At 57.2% G+C, this 17,028-nt stretch carries 12 protein-coding genes and 2 pseudogenes; 9 read left to right on the top strand and 5 right to left on the bottom strand.

Annotated elements, in window-relative coordinates:
* The first annotated feature begins 51 nt into the window (after positions 1-51).
* The 4 genes from ABCR88_RS14750 to ABCR88_RS14735 all read left to right on the top strand — a co-directional run bounded on the left by ABCR88_RS14750 (position 52) and on the right by ABCR88_RS14735 (position 4,609).
* Positions 52-726, top strand: a complete 675-nt coding sequence (locus ABCR88_RS14750; protein WP_236188145.1) for a TetR/AcrR family transcriptional regulator — start codon at positions 52-54, stop codon at positions 724-726.
* A gap of 136 nt (positions 727-862) precedes the next feature.
* Complete coding sequence (locus ABCR88_RS14745; protein ID WP_236188146.1) at positions 863-2,083, top strand: amino acid deaminase/aldolase; 1,221 nt, start codon at positions 863-865, stop codon at positions 2,081-2,083.
* Between the two features lie 54 nt (positions 2,084-2,137).
* Positions 2,138-3,574 (top strand): coniferyl aldehyde dehydrogenase, encoded by a 1,437-nt coding sequence (locus tag ABCR88_RS14740; RefSeq protein ID WP_350404769.1) that lies wholly within the window; start codon positions 2,138-2,140, stop codon positions 3,572-3,574.
* A gap of 21 nt (positions 3,575-3,595) precedes the next feature.
* Positions 3,596-4,609 carry an AraC family transcriptional regulator gene (locus tag ABCR88_RS14735; RefSeq protein ID WP_236188148.1) on the top strand — a complete coding sequence of 338 codons (1,014 nt, stop codon included), beginning with the start codon at positions 3,596-3,598 and terminating at the stop codon, positions 4,607-4,609.
* Between the two features lie 6 nt (positions 4,610-4,615).
* Here ABCR88_RS14735 and ABCR88_RS14730 read toward each other — a convergent pair whose 3' ends face one another.
* Entirely contained in the window at positions 4,616-6,151 is a 1,536-nt protein-coding gene (locus ABCR88_RS14730; RefSeq protein ID WP_236188149.1) for an aldehyde dehydrogenase family protein, read from the bottom strand.
* A 241-nt stretch (positions 6,152-6,392) separates the two neighbouring features.
* Between ABCR88_RS14730 and ABCR88_RS14725 the strand changes: the two genes are divergently transcribed.
* The 5 genes and pseudogenes from ABCR88_RS14725 to gorA all read left to right on the top strand — a co-directional run bounded on the left by ABCR88_RS14725 (position 6,393) and on the right by gorA (position 12,705).
* On the top strand, positions 6,393-7,646 hold the full coding sequence (locus tag ABCR88_RS14725) for a pectate lyase (RefSeq protein ID WP_236188150.1): 1,254 nt from the start codon (positions 6,393-6,395) through the stop codon (positions 7,644-7,646).
* On the top strand, positions 7,646-9,229 hold the full coding sequence (locus tag ABCR88_RS14720) for a rhamnogalacturonan lyase B N-terminal domain-containing protein (RefSeq protein WP_236188151.1): 1,584 nt from the start codon (positions 7,646-7,648) through the stop codon (positions 9,227-9,229). The genes ABCR88_RS14725 and ABCR88_RS14720 overlap by 1 nt, the downstream gene beginning before the upstream one ends.
* 48 nt (positions 9,230-9,277) lie before the next feature.
* Positions 9,278-10,024, top strand: coding sequence for a sulfite exporter TauE/SafE family protein (locus ABCR88_RS14715; protein ID WP_236188152.1), 747 nt, complete (start codon positions 9,278-9,280; stop codon positions 10,022-10,024).
* Positions 10,025-10,508: 484 nt separating this feature from the next.
* On the top strand, positions 10,509-11,027 hold the full coding sequence (locus tag ABCR88_RS14710; RefSeq protein WP_350404767.1) for an alpha/beta fold hydrolase: 519 nt from the start codon (positions 10,509-10,511) through the stop codon (positions 11,025-11,027).
* A gap of 316 nt (positions 11,028-11,343) precedes the next feature.
* Positions 11,344-12,705, top strand: a pseudogene (gene gorA, locus ABCR88_RS14705) (glutathione-disulfide reductase).
* 72 nt (positions 12,706-12,777) lie between these two features.
* Here the strand turns inward: gorA and ABCR88_RS14700 are convergent.
* The 4 genes and pseudogenes from ABCR88_RS14700 to ABCR88_RS14685 all read right to left on the bottom strand — a co-directional run bounded on the left by ABCR88_RS14700 (position 12,778) and on the right by ABCR88_RS14685 (position 16,873).
* On the bottom strand, positions 12,778-13,944 hold the full coding sequence (locus ABCR88_RS14700) for an alpha/beta hydrolase (RefSeq protein ID WP_350404766.1): 1,167 nt from the start codon (positions 13,942-13,944) through the stop codon (positions 12,778-12,780).
* Positions 13,919-14,740 (bottom strand): NAD(P)/FAD-dependent oxidoreductase, encoded by an 822-nt coding sequence (locus ABCR88_RS14695; RefSeq protein ID WP_350404765.1) that lies wholly within the window; start codon positions 14,738-14,740, stop codon positions 13,919-13,921. Before ABCR88_RS14695 ends, ABCR88_RS14700 begins: the two co-directional genes overlap by 26 nt.
* A complete protein-coding gene (locus tag ABCR88_RS14690) occupies positions 14,680-15,216 on the bottom strand; it encodes an NAD(P)/FAD-dependent oxidoreductase (RefSeq protein ID WP_350404764.1) in 537 nt (178 codons plus the stop codon). The genes ABCR88_RS14695 and ABCR88_RS14690 overlap by 61 nt, the downstream gene beginning before the upstream one ends.
* Positions 15,203-16,873: pseudogene (locus tag ABCR88_RS14685) on the bottom strand (GMC family oxidoreductase N-terminal domain-containing protein). Before ABCR88_RS14685 ends, ABCR88_RS14690 begins: the two are co-directional and overlap by 14 nt.
* Between the last annotated feature and the right edge of the window lie 155 nt (positions 16,874-17,028).

The raw sequence follows: 17,028 nt of genomic DNA, 5'->3' as shown, positions 1-17,028 counted from the left end.
TTTTTTTCATTTTGATAAGCTGATTCTTTAACCTTTTTTTGCTAGGTACCTATGGCCAAGCCCAACACCGCCAGCGCCCGCGCCGCTAACGCCGGGAAAACACAGGAATACAAGAAACCGCCTGCACAGCAGCGCAGCACTGAGACCTACGAGCGGATTCTCGTCGCGACCGCGCAAACCCTGTGTGATGTGGGAATAGAACGTCTGTCCACCAACCTGGTCTGCGAATGTGCCGGGCTGACCCCGCCAGCGCTGTACCGCTACTTTCCGAACAAGTACGCGCTGCTGACGGTATTGGGAGAGCGCCTGCTGGAAAAACAGAACGGGCTGATCGATAACTGGATCACTCCGCAGCTGTTGTCCGGGCCGCCAGAGGCGTTGGAGTTGGCGCTCGCCGATCTGATCCTGGAGACCTATCGGGTCACCGAGGCAACGCTAGGCGGCATGTGGATCCTCAAAGGGCTGCGCGCGGTACCGGCGCTGGAGCATGTGAGGATTGACTCGCACCGAATAGTGTCCGGCGCACAGGCAGAAATCCTCGCGGCCGTGTTTCCCCAGGCGGATCCTCAAGAATTGGCCACTGCTGCCCGTGTGGCGGTGGAGATGATCCACGCGACGATCGAACTGCTGTTTGACGAATCCATGGACCCCAGGAGCGTCTGCGCTATGGTCGCGTCGATGATTGTCAGCCATCTGGATCGGTTGGCACCTGTCACGAGAGCGTGAAGTGGAATGCGAGCATGGCCGGTGAGCACCTGTTGCCCGGCCGGATCGCACCTTCGTCGACACCCACGGGCGCTTTACCCTCTTAACAGCGAGACCACACGCCTCCTTACCTACCGCTGAACTCATTAGGTCCTTCATGCGCCGTGTCGAAACCGCCCCACAGCCACCTGTTCGCGATTATGCCTATTACCATCAGGTACTGGCCGGGGTGCAGTTGCCCGCCGCATTGATTGACCTGGATGCACTGACGATCAACCTTCAGTGCCTGGGCAAACGGGCCGGGCACCTGCCCGTGCGACTAGTGACAAAATCCATACGCTCGGTGGAGATGATTCGCACGATCATGGCAACGGGGTCGTTCATGCAGGGCCTGCTGTGCTACAGCGCCGCTGAGGCCGCCTGGCTGGCTGGCCTGGGTTTCGACGATATCGTAGTGGCTTATCCGACGGTGGATGAGCGCAGCCTGGTCAAAGTCGCCTGCCAATTGCGGCGAGGACGCTCGATCACGCTGATGGTCGACAACCGGACCCAAGTGCAGGCGATCAACGAGATAGCCGTAACCGAAGGTGTGGTTATACCGTTGGCGATCGATCTGGATATGTCGTCTGATTTTCCTGGGCTGTACTTCGGCGTGCACCGCTCTCCGATCAACGACGTGGCGAGTGCGCTCGGACTGGCCGCCGATATCGCCTCGAACCAAGGCGTCATGTTGCAAGGGCTGATGGGTTATGAAGGGCAAATTGCCGGACTGATGGATGCGGTGCCAGGCCAAACCGTCAAGAATAGAATTATCCGGTTTCTCAAAAGCCGCTCCATAGCCGAAGTTAATAAACGCCGGGAACAGGTTGTGCAAGCCTTGCGCAAAGCCGGCCACACCCTGCAGTTTGTGAACGGCGGCGGCACGGGCAGTTTTGAAAGCACCCGCCAGGATCCTTCGGTCACCGAATTGGCAGCCGGCTCCGGCCTGTACGCACCGACCTTGTTTGACCATTACCAAGCCTTTGAGTTGACGCCCGCAGCCGGGTTTGCCTTGCCCGTGACACGCACCCAGGCCCCCGGCGTGATGGTGTGCTCAGGCGGTGGTTACATCGCCTCTGGGCCCGCGGGCAAGGACCGATTGCCCCAGCCCTGGCTACCCAGCGGCTGTCGCTTGATCGACAACGAGGCCGCTGGCGAAGTCCAGACCCCACTGCAACACCCCCTGAGCCAAGCATTAAACCTCGGCGACCCGGTGCTGTTTCGTCACGCCAAGGCGGGCGAGCTGTGTGAGCGTTTCGATGAACTGCTGGTGATCAGCAATGGGCGCGTGGTGGATCGCGTGCCGACTTACCGCGGCGAGGGCAAAAATTTCTTCTGACGACTCGCGCGCGCTCACATCCCCTCTCTGGCATTTTGCCCAAGGATTACCGTCATGAATCAGCCTGTCAGCAGCATGCCCACGTCGCTTGAGCCTGTGCCGTTACTCAATGAACTGTTCACTGCCCAACAAGCCGCCGTGCATGCCCAGGGCGCCCCGACCTACGCGCAGCGCATCGCCGCCTTGAACGCGGTGTTACGCCTGGTCACCGATCATCATGACCAACTGCTGGAAGCGGTGTGTGCGGATTTCGGCAATCGCTCGTTTGCCGAGACCCAACTCAGTGAGCTGATGCCCATCGTCAATGGCATCAAGCATATACGCTCGCACCTCAAAGTCTGGATGCGCCCCAGCAAACGCAAAGTGGGCATAGCCTTCAAGCCCGCCACTGCGCGGGTGATTTATCAACCGCTGGGCGTAGTGGGCATCCTGGCCCCATGGAACTACCCGTTGACGCTGACCCTGGCGCCATTGGTGCAAGCCCTGGCTGCGGGTAATCGCGTGATGATCAAACCGTCCGAACTGACCCCGCGTACGGCGTTGCTGCTGCAACACTTGCTGGCCCAGACCTTTCCTGCCGACCAGGTCACCGTGATCATCGGCGACGCGCAATTGGCCAGCCGCTTCAGCGAACTGCCGTTTGATCACTTGTTGTTTACCGGTTCTACTCAGGTCGGGCGCCTGGTGATGGCGGCCGCGGCGCGCAACCTGACCCCGGTGACCTTGGAGTTGGGAGGCAAATCACCGGTTGTGCTCGCTGCGGATTTTCCACTGAAGAAAGCGGCGCGGATGATCGCCATCGGCAAGCTGTTCAACGCCGGCCAAACCTGCGTCGCACCCGATTATGTGCTGGTGCCGCGGTCTTTGGTCGAGCGCTTTGCCACTGAATGGCTGGCGGCAGCCAAGCAGCTGTACCCCAGCATCGATGGTAATAAAGACTACACCTCGATTATTTCGCGGCGTCATTATGAGCGCCTGCTGAACCTCGTGGATCAGGCGATCGTTGCCGGCGCCAAAGTGTGGCAGAACACTGAGTTCGATCAGACCACCGAGCGCAAAGTCCCACCGACCCTGCTGACCGACGTGCCATTGAGCACCGATATCATGCGCGAGGAAATTTTTGGCCCACTGTTGCCGGTTGTCGCCTACGACACCCTTGATGAGGCGCTGGCGTTTATCAATGCGCGGCCTAAACCGTTGGCGCTGTATTGCTTCTCCAATGATCGGACCTGTATTGAGCAGGTGGTGCAGCAAACCCGCTCAGGCGGTGTAACGATCAATGGCACCATGCTGCATGCCACCCAGGACGACCTGCCCTTCGGCGGCGTCGGTGAAAGTGGCACGGGGGCCTACCATGGCTACGAAGGGTTTGTGCGCCTGTCCCATGCCCGTGGCGTATTCAAGCTGAGCCCCTTCAATATGTCCGACAAAGCCGCGGCGCCGTATGGGCGGTTTACCCGCCTGGTGACCCGCCTGATGCTGGGCAAATAACCGCATCACAGGGAGCAGACCATGCTCGGTGCTACACGGCACACCGCCGATTTACCGGTCAACCTGCTGCGCAGTCTGGCAGACCTAATTGTGCAACTGGGCCTGGACCCAAATCGACTGTGCCTGGGTTTAGGCTTCAACATCGCTGACCTGGCCAACCCGCAAAGTCGCGTCTCGATTCGTCAGGCATGCCTGATGATCAAGCGCGCTCTGGACATGACCAAGGGGCGCGACAGAGGACTGGGCCTGGACATGAGCACGACCGAGTCCATCGCCTCCATGGGCCTGGTGGGTTATGCCATGTTGACCAGCGCTACCCTCGGTAGCGCGATAGCACTGGGCATCGACATGCAGAAACAGACCGGCGCGCTATTGAGCTTCGAGAACCTCGAATCTCCAGGGCATATCACGCTCCAGGTCACCTGCCCATTTCATGAGCCCGAGATCCTGACCTTTCTGGTGGAGGAAGCCTTCGGCGTGTTCTTGAATGTCGCGCGTACCCTGGCAGGCCCGGCGTTCAGCCCGTCGTCGATCGAGCTGAGTTACCCACGGCCCGCCTACGCCGCCCACTATGAAAACCTGTTCAGATGCCCGGTGCACTTTGACCGCAAGGACAATCTGTTTGTCTGCGCCAAGCACTGGGCCAATACCCCCATCGGCACCCACAATGCGTTGAGTAATCGACAAGTCATGGAGTTGTTGGAAATGAGTGACGGCCGGGGCGGCGAAATTGAGTTCGTCGAATCCGTCGAGCGCATCCTGCGTCGTGATCTGCGTACACCCCTCAATTTGTCAGCGGTCGCCTCGCAACTGTGCATGAGCGAACGCACCTTGCGCCGTCGTCTGGCGCAGAACGAGATGTCCTATCAAGCCATTCTGGATGATCTGCGCAAACAGCGTGCCCTTTCATTATTGGGCAATGTACGCATGACGCTGGATGAGGTCGCTTTTGAGGTGGGCTTTAGCGACGCGCAGAACTTCCGTAAGGCGTTCAAGCGCTGGACCGGGCACGGCCCGCGACAAACGCGCGCTTGACTGCCGTCACTTTCGTGGCTTTTGACTGAACGCTTCTAACCGCAAGCCATGCCATGCGATCGCCAGCAGGCGTAAACGACGCGGCCCATACAGCGCCTGAATGAAGCGTTCGAACAACTTGAATTTGCGCGGTGTGTAGGGGTACCAATTGGCCTCGATCTTGCTCCCGGCCTTGTCAATCAGTACGGCCTTGCTACGGGTGAACCCAAGCAGCCCTTCCGGTCCACGCAGTTTGCCGAAGCCACTTTTCTTCGCACCGCCAAATGGCAAGCCTGGGTTGCCTTCGCTCATGTTGACGTTGTTGATCGACACTCCGCCGACCTCCAGTGCGCCGGCCACCCGCAACGCGCGCTGCTTGTCTGCGGTAAACACACTGGCACACAAGCCATAGTGGGTGTCATTGGCCAGCTCAATGGCGTGCGCTTCGCTGGTGAAGGCCATGACCGGCAATACCGGACCGAAGGTTTCCTCGTTCCACACCCGCATCGCCGGCGTGACACGGTCCAGAATGATCGGCTGTACAGTCAGGGAGTTCGCGCTGGGTACGGCACCGAATCTCAGGCGCGCGCCAAGGTTCAGGGCGTCCTGCACATGCTCGATGACCTTGTCACGCTGAAAGCCGACGGTCATGCGCCCGACGTCGGCGTCGCCTTTATCGCCAACGCGCACGACGAGCTTTTGCGCCTCCTTGACCAGGCTATCGACGAAACGATCCTGCACGCTATGCTCTACCAACAGGCGCTCCACACCGCTGCAGGATTGCCCGGCATTGGTGAAACCGCCCCACAGCGCGCCGGCCACCGAGCGCGCCATGGGTGCATCGGCAAACACGATCATCGGATCTTTGCCACCCAGCTCCAACTCCACCGGAATCAATTCACGACTGGCCTGAGCCATGATCTTGCTGCCTGTGGGGCCACTGCCGGTAAAAAAGATCTTCGCCGGCTGCTGCTCGATCAACGCCGAGCCCAGGCTACCAGCACCGTACACCACCCGGACCAGGCTCTGGAGTAGCGGCGAACACGCCAGGACCTGTTCGATCAATCCCTTGCAGGGAGCGTGTTCGGAGGGTTTATACACCACTGCGTTGCCCGTTACGAACGCTGCGGCGATGCCGGTAATTGCGTTGTGGAAGGGGTAATTCCAGGGGCAGATGATCAGGACGACGCCCAGGGGCTCATGCAGCAGTAACGACTGCTTGCCCAACAAAGTAATCGGCGTTTTGACCTTTTCAGGCTTCAGCAGACGCTGGGCATTTTTTTCCAACCAGTTGAGCCAATCAAGGGTGCCGAGAATTTCCGCAACCAGTGCGTCCGTTCGACACTTGCCCACCTCCTCCATGACTCGCGCGATGATCATTGAGCGATGGGCCAGAATCGTTTGTTTAAGCTTGGACAGTTCGGCCAGGCGCTCCTTGGTGGACAGCTGTGAGTGAGCGCGCAATGCCGTGCGGGCGTTTGTGAATGCCATCCGGGCAACCTCGGCCTCATACGGCAGCACGTTGTCGCGCGGGCGGGGTTTGAATTCATCGGGAGTGTTCATTCAACGTTCCTCGGAATCATCGGCCAATCTTCAAGGTAACTGGCCGCAAGCCTCTGAAGCAGGGTTGAGACGGACGAAAACCGGTTAAATACGGCTATTTGCCAGCGCCCAACTGAACCTCAGCTGAAGACAATCGCTATCGCCGTTAAAACGTTTGATTAATACCGATGGGTATTCAGATCATGGCCAGCCTGTTTAACAAGGCTTGGCCGCCTGTAATGAAACACTCAGGACCACACCATTGACGTTCCGGAATCCATTTGTGCAGTGCCTGTCAGCGTCCGTGCTATATGCCTTTGTGCTGGTACCGCAGTTGTCCCAGGCGGCAAACCATCCCGAAGGTTTTGCCAAGGGCGTGACCGGTGGTGGCGAGGCTGCGGCTGTGCACCCCGCCACACCCACTGAACTGAAAAATGCCTTGTGCGCGCGCTTCGACACGCGCGGCAATTGCACCGATGACACGCCACGCGTGATCGCCTTGGACCATACCTTCGATTTTCGCGGTTCGGTTGTTTCCGACGGCAGCGCCCAAGTAACGGAGGCCGGATGCATGGCCAACGCCTGTGCCCATGGCGGTGGGCAATGGGCGATCGACGGCGCCAACCATTTCTGCCAGTCAAAACCGCCGACCACAGTGACCTACGACAAGGCAGGGCTGCAGCGCCTGAAGATTGGCTCGAACAAGACGCTATTGGGAGTAAGTGCCCATGCCGGTATTCAGGGCATGGGGCTGTTTATCGGGAGCGGTGCGCACAATGTCATCGTGCGTAACTTGGCCCTGTCGGACATCAACCCCCGTGTGGTCTGGGGCGGTGATGCACTCACCCTGGACGATGCAGATGGCGTGTGGATCGACCATGATACCTTCGCACGTATCGGCCGGCAGATGATCGTGACCGGTTGGGGTAGCGCGACCCATGTGACGATCTCTAACAACGAGTTCGACGGCCGCACGCCCTACTCGGCGACCTGCGATGGTCACCATTATTGGGTATGGTTGTTTCTAGGCCATCACGACACCCTGACGCTGCTCAAAAACTACGTGCATGACACCTCGGGGCGCGCTCCCCATGCCGGCGGAATGGGCAACGCCGAGATTCGTGCGCAACTGGTCAATAACGTATTTGCCCATCTCACCTATCAGGGCGCGATCATGTCCCGCACCGTCAGCTCCCATCTGCTGGTGGAGGGCAATGACTTCGAAGACGTATCGCACCCGCTGTTCAACGATACCCGGCAACCCGGCACGGCATTCGCCCTCTTCGCCCCAATCCCGCAGTCGGCCAACGACACCTGCCAGTCCGCGCTAGGCAGGCCCTGTGTTGCCAACCAGCAACACCTGAGTGGTGATGACTATCGTCCCCAGGATGCTCCTGTGCTGGCGGCGTTCAAGGAATACCGTCAATACCTTATTGCACCGCAGCCAGCCGAAACGGCGCGAATTGAAGTCCCCAGCAACGCCGGTGCTGGTCACGTCAATCCGGGGAGCCAGTGATGCGACGCCTCCTGCTGATCATGTTTTGCACACTTGCGGCCCATGCACACGCCGCCGGCTTCGGCTTCACCCGCACCGACTCCCGGATCGTCGTCGACACCGGTGCAAACTTGCTGTTCAGAGTGGACACGCGCAATGGCGATTTGACTTCCATGCGCTATCGCGACAGCGAATTGCAGACCACCGAACCCAAAGCCTCGCAGATTGCTTCAGGCCTTGGCAGCGCACAGGTAGACGTGCACACGGTAGGTGACGTGATTGTGATCAGTGCGCGGGCGGGAGAGTTGATCCACTACTACCTGGCGAAAAAAGGTCGCGCTGCTATCTACATGGCGACCTACGCCCCAGCCTTGCTACCCGTGGGCGAGCTGCGCTTTGTGGCCCGGCTCAACGCCAACAAGCTGCCCAAGGCCGACCGCGGCACCGACTCCAACGTCGGCACAGCGATCGAAGGCAAAGATGTGTTTTTGCTACCCGACGGGCGCACCAGCTCCAAGTTCTATTCGGCACAACCGATGATCGACGACCCACTGCACGCGGTCAAAGGCCCCGGTGTGGCGGTTTACATGCTGATGGGCAGTCGTGAACTCAGCTCTGGAGGTGCCTTTTTCAAAGATATTGCCACCCAGAAAACGCCAACCACCCATGAGCTTTACAACTACATGTTCTCCAATCACACCCAGACCGAGCCCTATCGCGGCGGCTTGCATGGGGTTTACGGGCTGTTATTTACCGACGGTGGCACCCCTGACGCAGCCTTGATCGACGTGGGTTTCGTCAATAACAGCCTGGGCCTTGCCGGGTTCGTGGACAGCGCTGGGCGCGGCGCGGTAGCCGGTCAAGTTTCCGGCGTGACCAGCGCACTGCCGGCGGTGGTGGGTTTGAGCAATGCCAACGCCGAATATTGGGCGCGCGCCGATGGCAGAGGGAGATTCCAATTGACGGCGGTACGCCCGGGGCAATATCGGATGACGCTCTATCAGAATGAACTGGAAGTCGCGCAGCGCACGGTTGATGTCAAAGCCGGCACCACCACCCAGGCGAGCTTGCAGGCGCAACCGCTTCCAGGCCAGGTGAAATGGCAAATTGGTGTGCCCGATGGCACTCCAACTGGCTTTATCAACGCGCACCTGGTGCTATCGGCACACCCCAGCGATTCACGCATGGCGTCATGGGGCCCCGTCACTTACACCGTAGGCACCAGCACTGCTGATGAATTCCCGGCGGTGCAATGGCGCGACGTTAACAGCCCCACGCGCATTCAATTCGTATTGGCCGCCAACGAGCTGAGCGCTTACCGGCTACGCCTGTTTATTTCGCTGGCCCAAGCCGGAGGGCGCCCAGCAGTGAACGTCAATCAGCACTGGACCGCGCCAGTGCCACCCGCTTCGAAGCAGCCCGACAGCCGTGGCATCACCCGGGGCACTTATCGCGGCAACAACACCGTGTTCGAGGTCAGCATTCCGGCCACAGCGCTGCAGGTAGGCGTTAACACAGTGGAGATCGGCGTGGCATCAGGTAACACGGGGAAAGGCTTTCTAAGCCCAGGCATTGTGTTCGATAGCGTGCAGTGGGTGCAGTAATGATCACTGGGACCGATCGGCCCACTCACCATCGGCAAGCACGCCGAAATGATAGCTAGCCAGTGGCTGACAGGGGCCGGCCTGGTCATTCTAGGTATCGTAACCGGCTTTGTCGGCACCAATACGGGAGGAAGCGTGTTTTTCACAGTCCCGGTCATGATTGGGCTAGGCATTGCACCGCAGTCGGCGGTAGCCACTGCCCGCTTAGCGTCACTGGGCACGATGCTGGCTGGACTACGTCATTTCCACAAGCACGGAAAAATCGATTATGCCGCTGCTTTCCCAGCGGCGCTCCTAGGTCTGCTTGGGGCGCTGGCGGGGGCGAGTCTGCTGATTGAAATCGATCCTCTGCTGCTGCACAAAATAATTGGAGCACTGACGTTATTACTTGTAGCGCTTTCGCCAATCAAAAAGCCGCTTGCCGGAGAGCCACGCCCTTCCTGGACAAGGCGACTCACAGGCTATTTGCTATTCATCCCAGTAGGCGCAATTGGGGGTTTATTTGGCGGGCAGGCAAAACTGTCGACGTACATCTACATTATTTTTTTTCGCAAAACGATCAGCGAATCCATTGGCACTCGAAAGGTCGGAGGGTTGGTGCTGTCAATCGGATCGCTGATGGTCTTCGGCATCAACGGCATTATCAACTGGCAATACGGCGGATGCCTATTGGCCGGCACAGTGCTTGACGCAAACGCCGGGGCACGATTTGCGTTAAGCAAAGGCGATGAATGGATGGAGTGGGTATTCAATATCGTGGTGATTGGCTTGGCGTTGAAGCTGCTTTTTGAGTAATCGATAGGGATAGGTGCCGCCAAGCCGAAATTTATCATATCGTGTTGAACCTGCAGCCGGTCCGGTAATTGGATATACCTATCGTTGCGCAACCTTGAAGCCGTTACCGACCAGAGATACTGACCGCGAGCAACGATACGGCGCAAAACCAAGTTATGACCCAGCCGTAGATTTCAAAATCAGCCCAACCCCAGACTCATCAATTACTGTTTTGTTGGAATCAAGATGGACGGGGCTGCGATGAGCGCGATACCACGAGAACGCCAGAGAGGAAATAATCAAATACGATGAATTGCAGATCGCTCGCAACAGAGCGGCTACGCCCGGCCCCTCCTCTCTCCAAACCGAACCAAGACGCTCACAATCGAGTTTATTGTAGCAAATCTTGATAATCTACCTTCTGGATGGTAGCTTTGTTAAATTCACTGCTCACTCATCCGGTTCGCACTGGGCAAGGAGCAGAGCCATTTGAGAGAGATTCACGATGAGCAAAAAGAAGATAACGTTCCAAAACCCTCAAGGTATGAGCCTGTCTGGTTTGCTCGAGACGCCAGAATCTCCTAAAGCCTATGCATTGTTCGCCCACTGTTTCACGTGCGGTAAAGATATCAAAGCTGCCGCAAGAATTGCTAAAGCGTTAGTCAACAACAATATCGCGGTGCTCAGATTTGATTTCACGGGCCTGGGCAGTAGTGAAGGCGACTTTTCCAACAGCAATTTCTCCTCCAACGTTGCCGACCTAGTAGCGGCTTCGGAATATCTGCGTGAAATGTACCAGGCTCCCTCCATCTTGATTGGCCATAGCTTGGGTGGAGCCGCAGTCATAGCGGCGGCGAAGCACATTCCTGAGGCCAAGGGCGTAGTCACAATCGGTGCACCCGCTGAAGCCGCCCATGTCATGAAGCAGTTCAGAGGTCATGTTGAGGCAATCAGAGACATTGGCGAATACAACGTGATGCTCGCCGGCAGAGAGTTCACGATAAAAAAAACAGTTTCTGGATGACATTGAGGCCCAAAACAGGATGCGAATATCGCTAACCTTCGACGCGCACTGCTTGTTTTTCATTCCCCAATAGACACCACCGTATCCATAGAACAAGCCCAAAAAATTTATCTGGCAGCTAAGCACCCCAAAAGCTTTATTTCGCTCGACTCAGCAGATCACCTCCTTACTAACAGTCAGGATGCAGACTATGTCGCTTCCTGCATTACTGCTTGGAGCTCCAGATACCTCTGACCTAAGTCCACCTCCACCCAACCCAGAACACATTCGACCCCTTAACAGCGCGCTGCCATGTTGGATTACGAGGAAATTGAAAATGACTTACGATTTTGACCTATATGTGATCGGTGCAGGTTCCGGAGGTGTTCGGGCTGCGCGCTTCTCCGCCGGTTTCGGCGCCAAAGTGGCTGTGGCCGAGAGCCGATATTTAGGTGGTACCTGTGTAAACGTTGGCTGTGTCCCGAAAAAACTGCTGGTTTACGGAGCGCACTTCTGCGACGAATTCGAGCACTCGAAAGGGTTCGGATGGACTCCAGGGGACGCCAAGTTCGAGTGGGCAACACTGATCGCCAACAAGGATCGCGAGATCAATCGACTGAACGGTATCTATCGCGATCTGCTGGCCAACAGCGGCGTGACCTTGCATGAAGGCCACGCCAAGATCGTCGACCCGCATACGGTCGAGATTAATGGTGAGCGTCACACCGCCAGGAACATTTTGATCACTACCGGTGGCTGGCCGCAGACTCCGGAGATTCCGGGTCATGAGCATGCGATCAGTTCCAATCAGGCATTCTTCCTCAAAGAACTGCCAAAGCGTGTTCTGGTGGTGGGTGGTGGTTACATCGCTGTTGAATTCGCCGGTATCTTCCACGGGTTGGGCGCCGAGACCACATTGCTGTATCGCGGCGATTTGTTCCTGCGCGGCTTTGACGGTACGGTGCGCAAACATTTGCAGGAAGAGCTGAGCAAGCGCGGCATGAACCTGCAATTCAATGCCAACATCGAGCGCATCGACAAGCAAGCCGATGGCAGCCTGAAAGCAACCCTCAAGGATGGTCGTCAGCTTGAGGCGGACTGCGTGTTCTACGCTACCGGTCGGCGTCCCGATGCTCGACAACCTGGGCTTGGAAAACACTGGCGTCAAACTCGACAAGAAAGGTTTTGTCGAGGTCGATGAACTGTATCAAACCGCTGAACCGTCGATCCTGGCTCTGGGCGATGTGATTGGTCGGGTGCAACTTACACCGGTCGCGCTGGCAGAAGGCATGCCGTTAGCGCGGCGCTTGTTCAAGCCCGAGCAGTATCGCCCTGTGAATTACAAGATGATCCCGACGGCGGTGTTCAGCCAGCCTGACATCGGCACTGTCGGGTTGACCGAAGAAGAGGCGCGAAGAGGCCGGGCACGAAGTGGTGATCTTTGAAAGCCGTTTCCGTTCCGATGAAATTGTCGCTGACTGAATGCCAGGAGCGCACTTTGATGAAGCTGGTGGTGGACGCCAAGACCGACAAGGTCTTGGGCTGTCACATGGTCGGCCCGGAGGCCGGCGAGATCGTGCAGGGTTTGGCGATTGCGCTGAAGTCGGGCGCGACCAAGCGCGATTTCGACGACACCATCGCCGTGCATCCGACGTCCGCTGAAGAGTTCGTCACCATGCGCACACCGGTCGCGGGTTAACCGCTCTTCGGTTATCTGACGCGTCTAGCCCTGTCGCAACGACAGCAGCTAGACGCACGCTTTTCACCATCATCACGAACTTGTTGGCTCCGCCTGTGAAAGTTGCTCACGGGCAAACTCAGCCACTGTGTTCAGCGCTTTGGCCGCTGAGCGCAGGTAAAAGGCTTGAAGCTGAAAAACGTGCCATCGTGCTGCGTACACCTCCAGCCAGCAATTCACCCCACTGTTGACTGCGTGTTCGGCCAAACGTATGGAATCGGATAACAGCAGTTCATGGTCGCCAACCTGAACCAGCATCGGAGGCAGTCCTTGCAGATCCACTCGCAATGGACTGGGCGTCGCCTCATCGGAGGCATACCAACCCAATCCCTGCTCAAGCCAACCGCGACGAATCATGGGGTCTTCCTTAAGTCGCGAGATCATTGAGGCGCCGGTCAAGTGCTCGTCGGTTACCGGTGACATCAGCAGCAGCCCAGCGGCAAAAAGCTTGTAACGATCTCGAAGCTTGAGGGCCAAGGCCAATACCAACGCAGCGCCCGCCGAATCGCCTGCGAGAAAAATCCGGTTGGCGGCATAACCTTGAGCGCGCAAGGCTTCATAGCATGCCAGCGCATCTTGCAGTGCTGCTGGACAGGGATGCTCTGGAGCCAATCGGTAATTCGCAACCCATACCGACATCCTGGATGCCTTGGCCAAGCGACTGGTGATGCTCCAGTGCGTGTCCGGGGAGCCGAGGCAAAACGCTCCGCCGTGCAGGTACAAAATGACACCGCCGCTCTCACCTTGCTTGGGAGCAACCACCTGTACGGGAACACCATTGACCTGCTGGCAATAACGGATCACGCCAGTGGTGCCGGGCATCAGCCGGGAAAGTCCCCTGACCACCCTTCTCTGCGCGACGACACCCAATCCCGGCCCGATCAACGACCGAAATGTGGTGCGCAAGAAGCCTCGCAAAAAACGAGTTTTCATCACCTCAAGCCAATCTGGTGATTCCGCTATCGTGGTGCCTCCTTCGAACTGACGGCTAAAGCGGTAGGCGTGCAAAGCCGAGAATCGCGTTAGCCAGCGATAGCTTAGGGTGAAGCCTGGCCAATTTGTGCTGTTGTTGCCGGCTTCATCGACGTACCAGCTCTTGCATCCGTTCCACACCGTGTTGGCCAGGCGGTTCTGGGTCTGTTGGTGGAAACGGTCATACGCGCTTTGATCGATCTCAACTGTGTTTCGTCTCCGTTGCATTCAAAGTGCGCAAGCATCGCATGATGTGGGCAATCTGGCTTTCAAGCATATACACGATCGAGTTGTGGCCAAGGTTGGTGTTTGGGCCGTAGAGTATGAAGAAATTGGGGAAGTTCGGAACCGCTAGTCCAAGATAAGCCCGGGTACCGTCGCGCCAAGCCTGATTAAGGTTTATTCCGCCACGCCCGACAATGCGCATCGGAGACAAAAATTCAGTGGCCGCAAACCCGGTACCGTAGACGATCGCATCGACCTCATGCTGTCTGCCGTCAGCGGTTTCAATTCCGTTCTCCGTAATACGGACAATACCGTCGGTGACCAATTCCACGTTGGGCCGACTCATGGTCATGAGGTATTCGCTAGACAGCAAAATGCGTTTGCAGCCGAACGGATAATCAGGAGTAAGTTTCTGCCGTAATACGGGATCAGTCACTTGCTCGGTCAGCAGCTTGCGAAATGGAATACCGACCGCCCATTTCATCAAAGACTTGAACCGGGTAAACGCCAGAGCTCGTGATTCATACCGTAGATATATTGATGCACGGTAAGCCTTCATCAACCAGGGAACATTGCGTAGCAGGGCTTTTTCTCGTTCGGAGTAAGCGCGGTCGGGACGTGGCATCACGTGCGCGGGGGAGCGCTGGAAAACCTTCAAGTGTTCCACCTGTCCGGCAATGGCCGGGACAAACTGGATCGCAGAGGCCCCGGTGCCGACTACCGCTACCCGCTTACCAGCTAACGAGTAGCTGTGATCCCAAGTGGCCGAGTGAAAGATGTGGCCCTTGAAATTATCCATGCCCGCCAATTTTGGAAATGCCGGGCGCTCAGCTGTCCGGTGCCGCTAATCAGCAACGAAGCACTCAGTACAGTTCCGTCCCTCTGAATGACCTGCCACAGCGAGGTCGCTTCATCGAATTCAGCGGAGGCGACTTCGACGCCAAAACGGATGTATTTACTCAACCCATATTTGTCGGTACAGCGTTGCAGGTAGTTATGAATTTCACCCTGCGGAGCGAACACTCGGCTCCAGCCCGGATTGGGCTCAAACGAAAACGAATATAAGTGCGAAGGTACGTCGCACGCTGCGCCGGGATATGTGTTGTCCCGCCAGACACCGCCTACGTCATGTTTTTTTTCCAGGATGACGAAGTCCTCGACGCCGGCCTTTTGCAACGCAACGGCCATGCCGATGCCAGCGAAGCCGGTTCCAATGATGATCGCGGTCAGAGGCATTGCGGACTGAAGGTCCACATCAAATTCATGCAACGACATAAGGTGCCTCATTCTTGTTATTGGCAATGGTCGAGTCTTCCGGCTCCACGGACAATTTCACCCGTTGAATACCCCGAATAAGATCAGCGGCTTTCTCAGCGATCATGATTGTCGGCGCGTTAGTATTGCCGCCGATGAGGGTTGGCATAATGGAAGCATCGACAATCCGTAAGCCCTGCAACCCATGTACGCGCAGCTTCGAGTCCACCACAGCAAGTACGTCAACGCCCATCCGGCAGGTACCCACTGGGTGATAAACGCTGTCGGTGCGACGTTGCAGGATGGCGCGGATCTGCTCATCGGTGCCGATTTCTGCGGTATACAGATCTTGAGTGATCCAACTGGCAAGAGCGGGAGCCTGCATCAACTGACGGGTGATTTTGAACGCCGCGACCATGTCTTCAAGATCTTGTGGATCCTGAAGAAAGGCCGGATCAATCAATGGCGCCGTTTGCGGGTCATTACTGGCCAGCGACACCGCACCGCGACTGCGTGGTCGCAGAAGGCAAAAATGGCAGGAAAGTCCATGGCCGAGTCGCAATTTGCGGGCATGATCCTCGACCGGCGCAACGACGAAGTGCAGTTGAATATCCGGTTTGTCCAAAGCCTCGCGAGTTTTAAGAAACGCCCCGCCTTCGGCAAAGTTCGAGGTCAACATACCCCGACGTACATTTCGAAAACGGACTGTCTCTTTCAGCAGCTTGACGCCGCCGCCCATGGAGACGCCCATTGCGTCGAGGCTGGGTGTTTTGTAAACGAAGACAAAATCCGGGTGATCCTGCAGGTTCTGGCCTACCCCTGGAAGATTCAGCAGGACTTTGATGCCGTGGCGTTCCAGTTCTGCCTCCGGCCCCACACCAGAAAGCATCAACAGTTGTGGCGTCTGAAAGGCTCCGGCAGCAAGGATTACTTCCCGATGTGCCCGTAACACGTGAATCTGGCCGCGTTGAAGAACTTCCACACCTACGGCGCGGGTACCTTCGAACAGGATGCGTTGAACCTGTGCCCGGGTTTCCACCGTTAGATTGTTGCGTACACCGATATGAGGAAGAAGATAGGCTCGCGCTGCACTACAACGCTCACCATGCTTTTGCGTCACTTGGTAAATACCTACGCCTTCCTGCTCGACACCGTTGAAATCGTCGTTGAGCGGCAACCCGGTCTGACGGGCCGCGTCCAGGAATCGCTGCTGAAACGGGTTGTCGGAACGCAGATCGCTTACCTACAAAGGCCCGCCTCGACCGTGCCATTCGTTATCGATTCGCTCGTTGTGTTCGCTGAGGCGGAAGTAAGGCAGCACGTCTCTGAACGCCCAGCCGGTATTACCCAACGAAGCCCAATGGTCGTAATCCCATTGATGTCCCCGTACATAAATCATGGCGTTGATCGCTGATGAACCGCCCAATGTCTTACCGCGAGGCTGGTAGCCTTTGCGGCCAGCTAGAGATATTTGCGGAACGGTTTCGAACGACCAGTTGTTCACCGAAGTCGGCACCATGGACACCACGGCGGCTGGGATATTTATCAGACTTGATTGACCACCTCCCCCCGCCTCCAGCACACAAACGCTGACGTTCGGATCTTCGGTCAACCTGCTCGCAACCACACACCCACCGGAACCACCACCCACAACGATGTAATCGAAGGTCTTTTTCATTATTGTTTTCTCACGCACAGGGCAGTGCGAGGTCCCAAACGTCTAATCAGAAACGTTTAAACGCGATTTCTGATTCGCGCCAAGCACCGCGACAGCCTTTATTGTTGTTGAAACGGCTAGCCGAACACGGATGATGTTGACGCCCATCAGGGAAG

The sequence above is a fragment of the Pseudomonas sp. W17 genome, from assembly GCF_040268305.1.
In the GTDB taxonomy this organism is placed as follows: Bacteria; Pseudomonadota; Gammaproteobacteria; order Pseudomonadales; family Pseudomonadaceae; genus Aquipseudomonas; species Aquipseudomonas protegens.
This window is presented reverse-complemented; position numbering and strand designations above follow the sequence as displayed.